Origin of the sequence: Gimesia fumaroli (genome assembly GCF_007754425.1) — a bacterium.
GTDB classification, from domain to species: domain Bacteria; phylum Planctomycetota; class Planctomycetia; order Planctomycetales; family Planctomycetaceae; genus Gimesia; species Gimesia fumaroli.
In genome coordinates this window covers 4,596,600-4,612,955 of sequence record NZ_CP037452.1, presented here as the reverse complement: position 1 = coordinate 4,612,955, position 16,356 = coordinate 4,596,600, and the positions used below count along the sequence as shown (strand labels likewise).

15 protein-coding genes are annotated in these 16,356 nt (G+C 46.3%); 9 read left to right on the top strand and 6 right to left on the bottom strand.

The window, feature by feature from the left end:
- Positions 1-111 precede the first annotated feature (111 nt).
- The 5 genes from Enr17x_RS17370 to Enr17x_RS17355 form a co-directional block, all read right to left on the bottom strand.
- Positions 112-941, bottom strand: a protein-coding gene (locus Enr17x_RS17370) for an IS5 family transposase (RefSeq protein WP_390622553.1) whose coding sequence is annotated in 2 segments (ribosomal slippage) — positions 112-551 and positions 551-941 — 831 coding nt in all. Because the reading frame shifts where the segments join, the coding sequence is not laid out codon by codon here.
- 279 nt (positions 942-1,220) lie between these two features.
- Entirely contained in the window at positions 1,221-1,796 is a 576-nt protein-coding gene (locus Enr17x_RS17365) for a hypothetical protein (RefSeq protein ID WP_145310880.1), read from the bottom strand.
- A 91-nt stretch (positions 1,797-1,887) separates the two neighbouring features.
- Positions 1,888-2,046, bottom strand: a complete 159-nt coding sequence (locus Enr17x_RS29665) for a hypothetical protein (protein ID WP_198000637.1) — start codon at positions 2,044-2,046, stop codon at positions 1,888-1,890.
- A 116-nt stretch (positions 2,047-2,162) separates the two neighbouring features.
- On the bottom strand, positions 2,163-3,197 hold the full coding sequence (locus tag Enr17x_RS17360; protein WP_145310878.1) for a DUF1559 domain-containing protein: 1,035 nt from the start codon (positions 3,195-3,197) through the stop codon (positions 2,163-2,165).
- 360 nt (positions 3,198-3,557) lie between these two features.
- Positions 3,558-4,274 (bottom strand): class I SAM-dependent methyltransferase, encoded by a 717-nt coding sequence (locus Enr17x_RS17355; protein WP_145310876.1) that lies wholly within the window; start codon positions 4,272-4,274, stop codon positions 3,558-3,560.
- Positions 4,275-4,800: 526 nt separating this feature from the next.
- Between Enr17x_RS17355 and Enr17x_RS17350 the strand changes: the two genes are divergently transcribed.
- The 8 genes from Enr17x_RS17350 to Enr17x_RS17315 all read left to right on the top strand — a co-directional run bounded on the left by Enr17x_RS17350 (position 4,801) and on the right by Enr17x_RS17315 (position 13,428).
- Positions 4,801-6,030 (top strand): rhodanese-like domain-containing protein, encoded by a 1,230-nt coding sequence (locus Enr17x_RS17350; protein WP_145310874.1) that lies wholly within the window; start codon positions 4,801-4,803, stop codon positions 6,028-6,030.
- 12 nt (positions 6,031-6,042) lie between these two features.
- Positions 6,043-6,543 (top strand): MauE/DoxX family redox-associated membrane protein, encoded by a 501-nt coding sequence (locus Enr17x_RS17345; protein ID WP_145310871.1) that lies wholly within the window; start codon positions 6,043-6,045, stop codon positions 6,541-6,543.
- A gap of 106 nt (positions 6,544-6,649) precedes the next feature.
- Entirely contained in the window at positions 6,650-6,988 is a 339-nt protein-coding gene (locus tag Enr17x_RS17340; RefSeq protein WP_145310870.1) for a hypothetical protein, read from the top strand.
- 206 nt (positions 6,989-7,194) lie between these two features.
- The gene (locus tag Enr17x_RS17335; RefSeq protein ID WP_145310868.1) at positions 7,195-7,533 is read left to right on the top strand and encodes a hypothetical protein; all 339 of its coding nucleotides are present in this window, start codon (positions 7,195-7,197) and stop codon (positions 7,531-7,533) included.
- Positions 7,534-7,833: 300 nt separating this feature from the next.
- The gene (locus Enr17x_RS17330; protein ID WP_145310867.1) at positions 7,834-8,994 is read left to right on the top strand and encodes a hypothetical protein; all 1,161 of its coding nucleotides are present in this window, start codon (positions 7,834-7,836) and stop codon (positions 8,992-8,994) included.
- Positions 8,995-9,431: 437 nt separating this feature from the next.
- Complete coding sequence (locus Enr17x_RS17325) at positions 9,432-10,328, top strand: dienelactone hydrolase family protein (protein ID WP_145310865.1); 897 nt, start codon at positions 9,432-9,434, stop codon at positions 10,326-10,328.
- Positions 10,329-10,506: 178 nt separating this feature from the next.
- Positions 10,507-10,947, top strand: coding sequence for a hypothetical protein (locus Enr17x_RS17320; RefSeq protein ID WP_145310863.1), 441 nt, complete (start codon positions 10,507-10,509; stop codon positions 10,945-10,947).
- Between the two features lie 999 nt (positions 10,948-11,946).
- Entirely contained in the window at positions 11,947-13,428 is a 1,482-nt protein-coding gene (locus Enr17x_RS17315) for a hypothetical protein (RefSeq protein ID WP_145310861.1), read from the top strand.
- Positions 13,429-13,607: 179 nt separating this feature from the next.
- Here the strand turns inward: Enr17x_RS17315 and Enr17x_RS17310 are convergent, their stop codons facing one another.
- Positions 13,608-14,753: an NPCBM/NEW2 domain-containing protein gene (locus tag Enr17x_RS17310; protein WP_145310859.1), complete on the bottom strand. Its 1,146-nt coding sequence runs from the start codon at positions 14,751-14,753 to the stop codon at positions 13,608-13,610.
- A 542-nt stretch (positions 14,754-15,295) separates the two neighbouring features.
- On the opposite strand from Enr17x_RS17310, the gene Enr17x_RS17305 reads away from it, so the two are divergent.
- Positions 15,296-16,125 (top strand): IS5 family transposase gene (locus tag Enr17x_RS17305; RefSeq protein WP_390622553.1). Its coding sequence is split into 2 segments (ribosomal slippage): positions 15,296-15,686 and positions 15,686-16,125, totalling 831 coding nucleotides; the frame shifts between segments, so codons are not numbered across the junction.
- Positions 16,126-16,356: the final 231 nt, after the last annotated feature.

Below are 16,356 nucleotides of genomic sequence, written 5' to 3'. Positions count from 1 at the left end.
ATGAGACATTCTATAAGTTTCCACGTCAAAAGATCTCTGAATTAAGAAAGAACCGTTTCGAAAAGGGACTTTGGCTCCGTGTGAGCGGTGAGACAATGACTAGAAGTGGTTTCATAACTTATTAAGTAAGGTGAACACGCACGCGAGTTGTGCGAATCCTAAAAACAAATGACTGTATCTTTCATACCGTACTACCAGGCGACGAAAGTTGAACAACCAACTGATGGTGCGTTCGACTTTCCAACGGCGTTGATATCGCCGCAATGCACGCCCATCCTGCGTCGCTGGTTTTACACGGTTCTTGCGATGCGGACAGATCAGCTCTATCTTCCGTTCCGCCAATTGTGTGCGCAGGGGATCGCTGTCGGCCGCACGATCATAAATCAGGCGATCAGGGTCGCGTGGCAAAATGCGCTGGTCCAGCAGGGACTCAATCAACTTCACCTCTGCCGGCGAGGCACTGGTACGATCCAGAGCGAGAGGGAGTCCGTTCCCGTCGACCAGCAGCATAAGCTTGGTTCCCTTTCCCCGTTTTGTCTTGCCGACATCGGCGCCCCTTTTTTTGCAGGGCAAAATGTGCCATCCCCGAACGCTTCCGACCAGACTACCAGCTTCCGGCGATCGAGGTGTTCGAGTAATCGCTGCCACGCTTCCAGGAACACACCGTCTTCGGTCCATTCCTTGAAACGACGCCAGCAGGTGCTGGGCGATGGTAAAAATGTTGGTAAATCTTTCCATCGGGCACCAGTCCTTAATACCCAAAGGATTCCTTCGAGGCACTCGCGGGCAGCCACTCTGGGCCGCCCTCCGGCTGCGTTTGCCGGTGGTTCTGGAAACAGATCTTTGATCAGAAGCCATTGCTCGTCCGAGAGTTGTGGTTTTGGTTCCGTCCTGGACCCGGTTATGTTGCGACCTGTGGCAGGTCGGGACACGCGGGTCATGGTCATAATGAGACCTCCTTTCTGGGGAGGTACTCTTACAAATACTATACCAAACTGTTCACGTAATTTTGGGTTTTGAAACTACCTCTACCCATTTGAAAGATCTGGATGATGAAGTGATCGTGGCCTTAAGTAAAGAATTGTGGAAAACGATCAGAGAGTTTGACAACACAAAAGCTGTTGAGAAAAATGAGGCAGGCAGGTAATGGGAACCTGACTGCCTTCTTTTAAGTATTTTATCGGTAAATAGAAAGACCTGAGAAAGTCTCTCTCAGAAGATCATTTCAAGAAAGCATCTTTCTCAGTTTTGTTTTTCTCCTGGGGTTCTTCTTTTGCAGGTGCGTTTTCTTTTGTGAGCTCTTTTCCAGCGGAATCCTGTGGAACTGCATTACCGATTAAGGGAGGCGATGGATTTTCAACATCGGCATTGGCTTCCTCGATTTTTGCGGCCAGGACATCCGGGTCTTCCGCGAACGCCGGACCATCAAACGTTTTGAGTGTATGGTCTTCGTCTTCGACGAGCGTCAGTTGATAGGTGTCCCCTTTAAGCAGGCTGAACCATTGGTAATGGTAAGCATTTAAACCTCGACTATCTGGTTGGGGGCCTTGCTGCTGACTGAATCCGACCATTTTCTGACGCGCTTCATCAATGGGAACATCCCTCGAGCCGTCTGCCACTTCCTGGAGCGCAGTGACTGAGGCATCGTAGTTTTGTTTGGCGCGATATTCGATCAAAACAATAGCGACCAGAACGAAAATCCCCCCCCAGACCAAAATGCGTTCCAGGGGATTTCGTTTTTTCTGAGTCGCGGGTTCCGGTTGTGTATCATTCTTTTGATTCTGTTCCTGATTCATACGCTCTCCTCAGGATTTGAAAGTTGAAGGAAAAAAGCACCGACTCAAGGAGCGGTGCTTATTACTGCAGTAAGAATTTGTAAGATCCCGTTCAGTTTAGTTTGGCAGGCAGAAGTTCTTCCATCTTCTTGCCTTCTTCTTCCATTGTTTGAATGGATTCTTTTCTCTCTTCTTCACTCATTTCACTACTGCAACCATACATGGCAGGAACCAGCAGAGCAGTAATGAGACACCATACAAAGCGATTCATAGTATCATCTTCCTGTAAATATCTTGTAAAGGGTACCGATCCGGATACATACTCGGACCGGTACCATTAGAGTTCATTTAGCAGCTCACACAAAACTCAGACGGTTTTCATCGGGCTTAGAATTCGCCAATTGTCTCGCCACCGTTATACGTGTTGAGCGACATCCAGATTCCGCCTGACCTTGGGTCGTCCAACGGAATGGTGGTCGCAGGCCATGGGCCGGTATCGATACTTGTCGAGATGAACCGGACGGCACCATCAGCCAATAGATAAAAGGCACCACCTTCATGTACGCTGCCTGAGCCGGGCCACTCTGCATTGGGACCCCAAGCTGCCAGAAACGTTGGCTGGAACGCGTAAGGAGCTGCTTTCCACCAGGTGCCAGTTGCCGGACTTCCACCACGGGGTGTCCCTTCCGGATCGAGTAGCGGTCCTACATTAACGTCTCCATTCGAGTTGGTTGCGAGCAACGAGGCACGAAATACGCCATCATTACCGCGACGGCGAGTACCTGTTCCACCGGTACGAATCGCGCCACTCTTGTAGCCATGAGCGGAAACCTCACCGACGATAATCGTGTTCGAGGTACCATCTACACAATCACGGACTGCAACAGGAGTCAGGATTTCGAACATACCACTCAACCGATGACCGGGACGACGGTGCCAGTCGTATCCTTCAGAGCCTGCATAGTTCGTCCAGGCGACATTATGGATATTCGCTTTACCATAACCAGGGTCACTGGGGCAGAGCAATTGTGGCAACAGTGTGGAAGCGATTCGATTTCCATTACTATCGGTTTGTGGCCAGAATGGTGCTGAAAAATTAATCGAGTTATACAAAGGAGCCTGGTCAAAGTAAGGCAGGATCATTGTGATCCAGGAGAAATTCAGTGGCGTTGTTCCCCCGTTATCGATATTGGGATAGCGATAAATGGCAGAGGGAGGAAAGGTTTTGAACGTACTGTGATAGTTGTGTAATGCCAGACCAATTTGCTTCATGTTGTTTCGGCATTGAGTGCGGCGAGCGGCTTCGCGCGCCTGCTGAACCGCGGGAAGCAACAGCGCGATCAGAATCGCAATGATGGCGATGACCACCAGGAGTTCAATCAGTGTGAACCCGGGTCTAGGCACTTTTCTTGATAGAGCCATGAGAAAAACCTTTAAGAAATAGGGAAGAAATGAGTAGAGAAAGACGAAACCCTACTATGAAAAATTAGAAACTTCACCAGCAAAAGTATAAAACTTTACTTAAGATAAGACATACTTATCAGTGTATGTAAATCTGTAAGTCTGTCAATAATTTCATCTTATTTTGTGAAATTTGGAAAAAAATATAGACAAGGAGATGGTAAGGAATGTCAATTAAAGGGGTGTTTTTTGGGGATCAATTGAAGTATCAGGATGGCCGGTGTTACGAGATCACACATCGCAGATTGCACAACATGCGCCACTACGAATGCTCGATTTATTTTAAATCTCGATGCGTTTCAAACTGCGATTGAATTTCAATTACTTCCGCTTAAACCGCAGAAAGTAATTTTCCTGGAAGGCGGGGATTTTGACTTCTTCTACAAATTCGAAGCCGGCGTCTTCCACTTCTTTGCGAAAGACTTCTTTGCCGGCGCGAACATGCCCGAGGGTCCATTCGCGGGACTTACCGGGGATGCGTTCGAAATCAATCAGGACCAACTGGCCTCCCGGTACCATTGCTTTGTGAATCGAAGCAAGCGAGTCAGCCGGGTATTCGAAATGGTGATAGACATCACAGATGAAGGCGGCATCAAGAGAGCCGGGAGGCAGGCGAATATCGTTCTGCCCGCAGAGAACCGGCGTGACGTTGTCCAAATTAAGGATGTCTGCCATTTTCTCGTAGCGTTCCACAAATTTGGGAACGATATCGAGCGAATACACCCAGCCTTTTTTGCCGACTGCCATCGAAAACGGCTCAAGGAACAGCCCTGTTCCTGCGCCGATATCGGCGATCCGATCGCCGGGAGAGAGTTTCAGCTGTTTCACGACCTGATGTCGACCGCGAAAGACTTCGCGACTTTCCACTTCGAACCGCTTAATCCATTCATCCACATCGAGTTCAGGATCAAGGAATTTCTTGTTGATTCCCGGCTTCACACTTTTCGCGGGAGAAGCGGGGGTAGCCGCTTCCTGTGCCAGCAGAGGGGAGACGTTTAAAGAAATGACAGTCATCAAGGCAATCAGCAGAATTCGCATCGGAGCGTCCTCAAGTCAGGGCTGCAAAGAAAGAAGATAGCATCTTTCTTTAATGTATTAAAAAGTAAATGAACAGAGAAGGGCTGTCAATTCATTCGCAGAAATAGCGATAGCCGCTGATTGCCTCTCAAGTAAACAGAGATCTTGAGGGATCGACTGATTGTGTGGCGCGTCAAATTAACGAGGCAAAGTTAAACATATACAGTGCGAGGTGGCATTGAGATTCAGGTTGTTACCTCTTGGTTCTGGAGATGGGGTGATTTCACCGAAATCTGTCCAATACCATAATATTTACTTGATATTGTGAACGAATTTGGTCTATATGTGTACGTACAAAGGTACTTATGTATCGTTCCGGGCTATTTTCGGTTTTATAGGGGATTTTATTTGTTTCAATAGATAATAGTGACCTGATTAATCGCAGTGTAAATGGATTTATGTATCAATGTAAGTGATTATTGTAGTGTTTTTAAGTTTAGTTGTATTGCTTTTTGTGTAGGTGGTGAGGGTTTAGGAAGCACTTAGGATGATGCCAGGGAACACTTTCATTTTTTCGTTTCAGAGTACGAATCTCTTTCTCGTATTCTGCTTTATTCTAGAGGTGGGGAGTACCTGTCCCTCGACCTATGCAGATGAGTTTCAACCAGTCAATGGTGACAATCATCAAACCGCTCAACGTTTACCCTTGCAGAACGAACAGCAGGCAGAGGATCAATTGCCGGCGTTGACTGACAATCGGATTCGAGGTCCTTATTGCGGTGTCAACAGTCTTTACGCGTGTCTGACTGCTTTGGGAATCGAGACGAATCCGGCAGACTACATCAAGACCAGATATATCGGCTCATTTGAAGGCAGTAGTGCGAAAGAACTCATTGATGCAACCAGAGATTTTGGTGCGCACGCAGAAAGTTTGTCCCATTTGACGCACCGAGATCTCAGGCGAATTCAAACTCCAATGATTCTGCATGTGCAGGGAAATCGGGCAGACAAGAATTTTAATCACTGGATTGCTTTCCTTGGATTTGAAGGAGATCGTGTTCGCATTGTCGATGCGCCACTTCCATTACAAACGATGTCAATCGCTGAACTGCTTTCAAAGTGGGATGGAACCGCAATTGCCATTTCAAAAGAAAAGCTGACACATGGCTTTTTATATGAATCGCGAGTCGAAATCTTTTTGGGATTAGGCTTACTCACCTTTGCTGTCTATTTCTTAGCGAGATGCTTCAGCAATTCTTTTTCGATTGTCAGGTTGAAAATCAATTCGAAAAAAGTAAGCCTCCTTTGGCAAATGGGCATTATCTTCGGATTTTCCTTACTTCTAAGCCTGGGGTACCACGCCGCATCTGAAATTGGCTTTTTAAACAATTCGACTGCTTTGGCGGAAGTGACAATTCGCTATCATTCTTCGAAGATCCCCAAATTAACCCTTGCAGAGACCGAGAAGGAAATTTTGGAAGGGGAACCATTGGTGTTGGATGCACGTTATGCAATCGATTTTCAACGGGGTACTTTACCAAACGCGAAGAGTATTCCGATCAATTCCGCATTGCATGATCGTCAGCAGGTTTTAGCAGGCGTTCCCAGGACAAAACGCATTATCGTGTATTGTCAAAGTTCCGGATGCGGTTTTGCCGATGAGATTGCTCAATTTCTAGAATTCAATGATTTCAAAAATGTTGCTGTGTTTCGCGGCGGTTATCGCGAGTGGAGTCAAAACCACATTCCTGAAGGTAGCAGAATAGCACAAGAATGAGGAAAGTTCGCAATGATGTCTGATGCCACGATGAACTTGACTGACGAGATGCACCTTATCGAACCCGATGAGCGGTTCCTGTTATTTGACAGCGTGGTTTCCTGGGTGCTGGGAGGGTTCTTGATTCTCAGTGGATTGCCACATCTGGGAAACCCTTATTATTTTCTTGGTTCCGTCTATCGATACGAATTGATTCCCCCAGTGATGGCACAATTTACTGCGATGGTACTTCCCTTCCTGCAGTTGGTTTTAGCGGCTTGTCTTATCTTTCGTTTTTTTCATTTCGCTGCGCATGTGATTACTCTGCTGATGCTCATGGTATTCACCCTCGTTCAAATTTCGGTGAAGATCAGAGGGTTAGATATTTCGTGTGGCTGCTTTGGGCCGCGCCAGAGTACGGCAATTGATCTTTCCACAATTTCACTGGTCGGTGGGCTACTTTTGTTATCGATGTCTTGGATGCTCGTGTATTGGTGGATGGGAAGAACAGCACAGTTCCAGGCTAATCATTGACTAATTGAAACAGAGAAACGTGTGAACTCTTTTTAAATAGAAAGATCACATAAAGGTTTCAAGGAAGAATATTTTAAGTTGTCACTTTTTAAAGGACTGTATTTTCATGAAAAAATTATTAGTTGGCATAGGTGCGATGATCATGATGACGATTGGCCTGTTTCAGGGGCCGCAGGTCGATTCGGCAGAACAGGTGTTGGCGATGTCTGCCAAAGGAGCGGCTGCTTGTGATCATGATGGATACACAAATATAGATTGCGATATTGTTCCGGCTTGTACCGCAGGGCAGTCTGAATCCGCTGTTTCATCCGCCAAGGGGACCGCGGGGAGTCACAAAGTAGTGGATGGAGTTCATGCAGACGGAAACTGCACCGGTAATGCACAATGCCCCGCGGCCTTAAGTACAGATCGACTTTCGACAGAAGGTTGTGGTGGTGGAGGTTAATAGTTTATTTCACCAGGAGAGAATCAGTAAAAACGGGTTCTTTTGAAGGTGCTCTGTCCTCTGTCTTTTTGATTGTCGAATCAGAGCGAGAGAGGTTGTGGAAAATCTAAAGTGAGATAAATCAGTGACTCTTCTTTTTAGAATAAAATATCATGTTGGTATTTTACGGACGATTCTCAGTTTTGATTAAAAAGGACTGAATTCCCATGAAACGAAATTTATTTGGTGTTGGTGCTGTTGTTGCACTGACAATTGCCCTGTTCCAGGGGCCACGAGTAGACTCGGCAGAGCAGGTGTCGGCCAGGTCTGTTAAAGGTGCCGCGTGTAGCTATAGCGGTTACCAGAGTACGCCTTGCAACCTTGGCGTTCCTTCCCATTGTACTGGGGGAAACTTTTTTTCAGCGGTGCACATCGGTGGGAATAATGGAAGTCACCAGCCAGCGGGGGGCTTAATCTCATCAGGAAATTGTACTGGTGATGCACAATGTCCCGCAACTTTAAACACGACCAAGTTGACTAAAAATGGTTGTGGCGGAGGCGGTTAATCATTGTTGTATGATGTTTTGAGTACATCAATTTGTTTGAGGTTACACAAATAAAAGCACGATTCTCCTTATTCACTTTGATAAGGACGAGTCGTGTTTTTTAAGTGTATCTTTTCAGGGCATCATTTCTGGATCATATACAATTCCACGTTTTATCGGGATTCGTGCATTATTTTTCTGGTCAGCCGTGGTGAAACCATAATTTTTGTGAGCTTTTTATGACGATGACTCTCTGACAGTCCTCTGTCTGGAATTATATTTTTCTTCTCGCAAGCTGACCTTTGTTGTATGGGGATATAGATGAAATATACAGAAACGCAAGTAAAAGTACTTGTATTTTTAATTCTGTTTTGCGTAACCACAATGTCGTATTCCGCAGAGGGTGATAGTACAACTTCGACCGCTCGGCGTCTCTATCAAAACTATTTAGATCAGATTCATCAGATTTCTTTTACCAACCAGAATCGGGATCGAGTTGCTGATGACGGAGATGTGTTTACCAATGTGATCTCGCAGAAATGGAAAATCGATTTTGATCAGAAGCGGGTCTGGAACGTCGTCACAAAGATGAACGGAGATGCACAAAAACCGGATCAGCTAAAACCGGCTTCCGTTTTCTCTGAAACCGTGCTGGGGACTGATCTCTATTATTCTATTGGAGTGAAACGAGACACTAATACAGCCGAGTCATTCATCGGCTATCTTGAACCTTCGAAATCTCTGTGGAAAGAATCTGTTGGCTGGGGGTATCTGGCGCCTGTGTTTGGCTATCTGCAGGATGGAAATCAATACCTGTCAATTCCGGATTTACTTCTCGATCAGACTGAAGTAAAGCAGTCTCACGGCGTGACTGAGTTGACATGTAAGACGGAAGCGTACCGCTTAAATATTCGTCTTGCGACGTCATCGAAAGGAGGCATGCCGGAACAGATTTCTTTTACGCGAACGAAACCCGGGGAAAACAAAACTTTGAAATCAATGGTGTACACCGTGGAGCAGTCTACCGAGCAAGCCGGACTCTGGTTGCCTGTGAAATATGAATGCAAAGTTGAAACTTTTGATCAGCAGCATAAGCTCCCTCAGGGGATTCGAATCGTTGATGGAGCGATTGTTATCATGACCAAAGATAATTCTGACGAAGGGGAAGATAGTATTAATATTCCCTCGTCTACTTTGATCGCTGAAGTGACTCTGTCAGATATTCACCTGGATGATTTTTCTGACAACGATTTTGAATTTCAGGCTAAAGTACCGAACGGTCTGGGAGTTTCAATGCAGGATGCGCAACACTTACAATACGCATGGCTGGATGGCAAGGTTGTTCCTAAAGTCGATGCACTGAAAAATACAGGTGGATTGTACTTCAAGAATGGGTCGGGAATGCGATGGCTGTTGATTTTAAATGGAATACTCATTCTTCTGATCATTGGCTATTTCGTTCTGAATAAACGAAGGGCATAACGTTCCGGATGGCTAAAGATCCAACAGCAGGATCAGCAGCAGAGCATGAATGATTGGGATAACCGGGCTCTTTTCTGATCGCCTTCTGGGAAGAAACTTCATCGATATCACCAGCCACATCGATCCTGTTAACCTGGATTAGTGGTACTCGTGTCACAAAATACTGGAAACTGATTAGGTCATTATGAAAGTGCCAGGCGCGAAGCGACCGAAAGTGCTCCCTCTTTTCTTTGTGCTCACCAAAAACGCTTATTTGCGAAAAAACATTTCAACTTGAAGTTTTAATCTTTATCATGAACACGATTGCTTCGTCAGGTTTAAGTCAAGCCGCTTTGAATCAGTAGTGATTCAAAGGTGGTTTCAGGTTAGTGTCGAACTGACAAGATCAGAATGTCATTCATCCCAAGTGTTCTTTTAAGATCGAGAGAGACAGAAAAATGGATCGGAAACGTGCTTCACAATTTGATCAGGAAGTTCTGGATTTGTATGACGACTACGCACACGGTCGCCTGAATCGGCGAGACTATATCAAACAACTCGGTGCATTCGCTGTCGGAGGCATGACAGTGGAATCATTACTGGCCAGCCTGTCGCCGAACTATGCCTGGGCGGAACAGGTTAAGGCCAGCGATCCCCGGATCAAGACGGAACGCGTGACTTACGATTCCCCCAAAGGGGCCGGCAAGATGCAGGGACTGCTGGCGTATCCTTCCAAAGGAACTAAGTTTCCCGCCGTCCTGGTAATTCATGAAAACCGGGGACTGAATCCTTATATCGAAGATGTCGCCCGCCGCTTGGCTACGGAAGGATTTCTGGCTCTGGCACCTGACGCGTTAACGCCTTTAGGGGGTTATCCCGGGAATGATGATGAAGGCCGCGTGATGCAGCGGAAGCGTGATAAGGAGAAAATGACGCAGGATTTTGTCGCCGGGGCGAAATGGCTCGAAACGAACAAACGATCGACGGGCAAAGTCGGTGTGGTCGGATTTTGTTTTGGGGGTGGCATGGTGTATGAACTCGCACTGCGGATTCCTGATGTGGTCGATGCCGGGGTGCCGTATTACGGTCGCCAGCCGGACGCAGCTGAGGTGTCGAAGATTAAAGCACCGCTACAGATTCACAACGCCTCGCTCGACCGACGCATCATGGCCGGCGCGCCGCAGTTGGAACAGGCTTTGAAGAAGAACAAGATTCCTTTCGAGGCGTTCGTGTACGAAGACGCCAATCACGGCTTCCACAACGATACCACTCCCCGATACGACGAAGACTCGGCAAAGCTGGCCTGGAAACGGACGATTGCGTTCTTCAAAAAACAACTTGGGAATCAGGATTGAGGCGGTAGAAAAACTGCAACAAAAGAACCCGGGGATCAGGGTGATTATTAACAATCAACGGCAATTGGCTGGTGCTGATCCTGTGTTTCCAATTGCAAAACCATTTGCGGCTGAAGGGTGTGTTTTGTCCGGGACGAGTATTGGCAAGAAAAAAAGGAGTCTGGGATGGCACTTCTTCATGGGATTTCAACAAGATCGAATTGAAAAAATTGAAGAATATGACGCAAGAAATGTGGGAGTCGATTCCCCGGCTCTCCTCCCGGTTTCAAAAAACGATGCCTCCCACCAGAGAGATGTGAATACGTTACTGCCGAGTCTGAAAGGTTTGGTTCGAATCGAGCATTTGAATTTGGCACGATCAAATTTGACTGACAAGGGCCTGCTCGAATTTGCCAAAAATACGAACGCGGACATTGAGATCTTGGATACCAGATGGACTCGAGTGACAGACTCAGGGTTAGAACGCTTTAGAGAGCGTCACCCGACAACCGTGTTTCCTCTCGTCGGCGGGAAGATCGATTACCCATTTCTCGGCGTGATCTCAGAGAATGCAGAAATCAATGACAACGTGAAAGTTTCTCAACTGATGCGACAGACCGCTAGCGATAAGAATCATTGATCAAGCGGCAGCCAAGTAGTCCTGCTGTCATTCGAGGATCACTTAAGAAAGCAGCCCTCTCAGGAATGAATCAATGGCGTCTGTCATTATCGTTGACGGAATCGGGGGCTGCCCCCTTTGAACTGTTGTTTTCTACATTCTGGACTGAAGTGTTTTGTCCATAGTTTGGACAACCTTCATAAATCATGTCCGAATCTAATTTGCTATCATACTCATCCCATTGGTTCTTGTTGTTTGATTGTTCCACGTAATCTTTGATCTTAGACATTGTCAAATCCCCTCCGCATACTTCGATTCTGACACAATTGGATTGAAACCTATACGAGCAACACCAGAAGTGTACGCGCGGGAAAACACTATAATTCAGGGCTTAGAACGCATTCCTGAAGACAAAGTTAGAAGTGACATATATGAGACTCTTTATTTCAAAAGAGCGAGACAGCAGTAAGTCAAGGCGTCCATATGAGACACAAAAGAGATTTTGTCCAGGATTGAACAATCTGAGGCAGACACTTGGTTTATTTGAAATTATGACTTCGTCTCAAGCAAAGTATTACTAGTTCCTAAGTGGATGGAATTGAACTCCTTTACCAGATATGCATAGGTAAAGCATATTCCTGACTAACAAATTGAAGATTTATCCTGGCTACAACAAACATCAAGATCACAGTAGCGCGTAATGAGAGCTACAGCTACGATCCTGTCGCTAAATCCGAAATTGTTTACTTTCGATGATCTATAAATGCGCAGGGGCATAGCACCAGCATTTCAATGACTTATCGCATTGAAACGAAGCTTTTCAGAACTCTCAAAGTCAAGCCTGAGTTTGTAGTGTATTGATGGTTATGGTACTATTCATTTGCTTGGGTTTCTTTGTATTATTGTCGACAGAACAACCACACTATAGAGAAATTAACCAGAGGATTATGGATGCCTGGATACGTGGAGATACAGTCACCATTTCTTGAAGTCTTGGAAGACCTCAGAGAAGCCTTGTCAATGTCTCAACGACAATTGGCTGAAACTCTAGGGATTAATTCCAAAACGTTTAATCGATGGCATGCTCAGATTAAGAAATCTGGCATCCAGAGAATCGCTGCAAACACAGTTGTTACGATTTGTCAAAATGCAAACTGCTACCCTGAACGCTTAGGTTTGCCTGATAAAACAGCAAAACAGGTACGCCTCCTGCTTGAAGAGATCTCTTGGATTCCGTCTTCTGATCGTATTTGCCTTTTCGATGAAATTCTCCCAACAAACTCCGATCCAGGCGACAACGTTTTTATCGTTCCTCTGCAATGCTTCAGGTATAGATTTGTTGAGATGGGGACAACTGCGGCTTCTTTCTACCGCCATTCCGATGAGTTGTGGCTGGATGTAGGAAATCGTCTTGGTGATGGGGTTATCGATCACCACCAGAAATCAGGTGATGCAAATTCATCTACTCGATTAGTGTATGACCATCCTGAGTTTATTCAGAATGCAGTCCGTCCTGGACGCAACTCTACTGACCCATTTACAATTGTTCTCCAATCAAACACAGATTTGGATTGTTTGGCTGCGCTCTATCTCACGAAAAACTACCTCACGACTGGCAGATTTCACGAATCAAAACGAGTTATAGAATCGTTCATCTCATTTGTAGATCGTGTAGATCAAGGATTCTTGACGATGACGCACAAGGACAAATACTCTTTATATTCCGCTTTCTACCGAATGACCGGGCGTTTGCGTCACGAGCATAAGAATGACCCAGATACCGCACGACTTGCTGCAATATCTTCGAGTAGCAAATTATTTGACTTTGTACTTGCCAACCTTGCCAATTCAGACCGTTCATTGTTAGAAATTGATGCATTTAACTGTCCAGGGATGTATGATGATGAAGATCGGGCCTTCGTCAGAAAAGACCATCTCCGTTACGAAAAAAGCTTGTCTCGAAAGGAGTGCCATGCTCGTCAGGGAATGCTGAAATTGCCATTGCGATATGGCGGTCGAAAATCTGTTGACACATTGCTGATTCGAAACGTGACAAGCAATAATCCTGAACCAAGCCGATATTTCAAAATCTGGGCGAGAAGCGACTTAAACAGAGCATCGGAATTTGATGGTTTTGTTGTACTTTGTACATACGACACACAATCAGATGGAAGATCACGTTGTATCATCTCAATAAAACCAGAAGTTTGTTATAAATATGACGTGACGCTCAATGGCTTAGGTGCGATGTTGGAGGTTGCAGAATCAAAGAAACGTCACGAATTGTATGGTGCTGACGACAGGTTGACAGGGAAGAACGGGAAGATGCTCACTCCTCGACCAGGGTATTCCAATTATGATCCATGGTACGATGGCAGGGCACACAACGATACGATTGTCGATACACCAAGAACAGGTACTTGCTTATCCGCCGATGAAGTGGAAGATATTCTTTTTGACTTTGGAAACGGTATAGCCCGTAACTTTGAGTTCTTGTATTAAAAGAATCATCACACACATATTATTTGTTTTGTCAAAAATAACATGGCATAAAAAAGGGCAGTGACTGTCATAAAAAATGACAAGGAAAAGTGTTAAAGGGGCAAACCCCGTTAATGGGGGCAAGCGTTTGAGGGGGGGATTCGGAAGTAATAATAAAGTAGAGGTCCACTGGAACTGAACTATTTCAAAACATGTGGATCAAGCCAGACGGCATGGGCTCCCCGATTAATCCCTGGCGTTTCGGTTCGAATTTCCAGTCTTTGAACGTTCTTGACAGAAACCTTACAGAATAGCACGTCCCCTTGATCTCGAAAGGGAGGAGATCTCCAGAGAATCCTGCCATCTCCCATCACCGTAAATGTCACTGTATTGGGAAATTCATAGGTATCGTCTATGAGGGCCACGCCGGTCACAAAAATTTTGTATTGACCGTCCAGTTGGTAACGCACGCGTGCGAAACCTTTACTTGGTGGGACTAATCCGAGTCCATTGGGAAACTCAATCTGATCGACGGTAAATATTTCGCCATTTCCAGGATCACCATTCTTTCCGAAAGGCCATCCACCGTGAATGACATCCTGTTCCTGCATGTGATTCAGATACCTCAGGGGCAGCTCGCTTAGCTTGGCGTTGAGCGCCGTCCGATCTGCTCCGAATGAATTTCGCCACGCTCGGCTATATATGTCATACGCGTGTCGTTCCAACTCCTGTTTTGTCGAACCTTTCTCTTTACTGGCTAATTGAAACCAGCCATTGGCAACCGCCAGCAGCGCGCCTTGATTTTTTGAGTTCGCAAGTTCCTGTTTGGCCAGGGTTCGAAATGCAGCATCATCCCCCCTGGCGAACCAGGCAAGTCCCTGTTTCCAGTTGTTCAACTTTAAGGCGACAAACTTTCCATATAGAAAAGCCGATTCTGCGTCGTTCGGATTCGCGTTCAGTATTTGATGAGACCTTGCGACGTCGCGATATTCGCGAACCAGCATCACGCTGCGTTGTCTTACACTGTTCGCCAGGGTGTAGGCGTGGTTGTTTCCTGAAGACTTCCCAAGTTTGACAGCGAGAGTTGCAATCTTCACTGCTGTAGAATAATCGCCTGATTTAATTGCAGCCTGACTGGCTTCGATCGCGTAAAACGCCACTTTTTTCAGATCTTCTTTGGAAGTTGCTGATTGCGCTTCCTGTAACAACTGTCTGTATTTCTCAGAGAAGTCGAGGTTTTCTGCAGGGAGAAACGCCTTCAGATCTTGAATCCCGCCTGGAATGACGAGGGTACACAGGACGAGAAAACACGTGTGAATGAGAAACTGACTTTTAAGCGTGAACATTTCTAAATCCGATCGAGAGTCTTTCGGGACGTCTGTGCAACATAGACAAAAGGTGCAGTTACTATCGTAAGTAATCCATACTGACTTTCCAAGCTTTCTACCAATGTATGAACCCCGGAATTCCCATTTGGGCTAATAACGGGACGTGGGTTTGATTTTGAGGGGAGTGTTTCACACTCGCTACGGCATGTTCAGCTTTGTTGCCGTTGGTGATTTGTTCCGGTTTGAAACGGCGTCTGGTGTTGTGCTACTCAGAGGTCGGTCTGCATTGGTGTTTGATGTTGATTTCTGGTTACATTCCAATCGGGTTTTGGGAAAGAACTTCGTCTGGTAGTTTATTTAATGGTTATGAGTGTGATTCTCAAGATCGTAACCTCACCTAAATTGGTATTAACCGCGGCTTACGCCGTGCGGCTGATCTTGTTTTTAAGTAATTTGCCAGCCGGAATGACTAGAGGTAGTTTCAAAACCCAAAATTACGTGAACAGTTTGGTATAGTATTTGTAAGAGTACCTCCCCAGAAAGGAGGTCTCATTATGACCATGACCCGCGTGTCCCGACCTGCCACAGGTCGCAACATAACCGGGTCCAGGACGGAACCAAAACCACAACTCTCGGACGAGCAATGGCTTCTGATCAAAGATCTGTTTCCAGAACCACCGGCAAACGCAGCCGGAGGGCGGCCCAGAGTGGCTGCCCGCGAGTGCCTCGAAGGAATCCTTTGGGTATTAAGGACTGGTGCCCGATGGAAAGATTTACCAACATTTTTACCATCGCCCAGCACCTGCTGGCGTCGTTTCAAGGAATGGACCGAAGACGGTGTGTTCCTGGAAGCGTGGCAGCGATTACTCGAACACCTCGATCGCCGGAAGCTGGTAGTCTGGTCGGAAGCGTTCGGGGATGGCACATTTTGCCCTGCAAAAAAAGGGGCGCCGATGTCGGCAAGACAAAACGGGGAAAGGGAACCAAGCTTATGCTGCTGGTCGACGGGAACGGACTCCCTCTCGCTCTGGATCGTACCAGTGCCTCGCCGGCAGAGGTGAAGTTGATTGAGTCCCTGCTGGACCAGCGCATTTTGCCACGCGACCCTGATCGCCTGATTTATGATCGTGCGGCCGACAGCGATCCCCTGCGCACACAATTGGCGGAACGGAAGATAGAGCTGATCTGTCCGCATCGCAAGAACCGTGTAAAACCAGCGACGCAGGATGGGCGTGCATTGCGGCGATATCAACGCCGTTGGAAAGTCGAACGCACCATCAGTTGGTTGTTCAACTTTCGTCGCCTGGTAGTACGGTATGAAAGATACAGTCATTTGTTTTTAGGATTCGCACAACTCGCGTGCGTGTTCACCTTACTTAATAAGTTATGAAACCACTTCTAATTAGTCGAAGGGCATTCGCCCTGGTTCATCAACATTTCAATGGATAGTTCAAATTAAGAAACACTACCTGGGCGAGCGGACACATGGGGCCCTCACCCTACACATTTTGTGGCTGAATTTATGATCTTATTTTGTGAATCGATCTAAAGGTGCGCATTTTCAGTCAACTGGTGAATCCGTGAATAAGTGCCTATAATCAGTGATGCACTGGTAAACGAT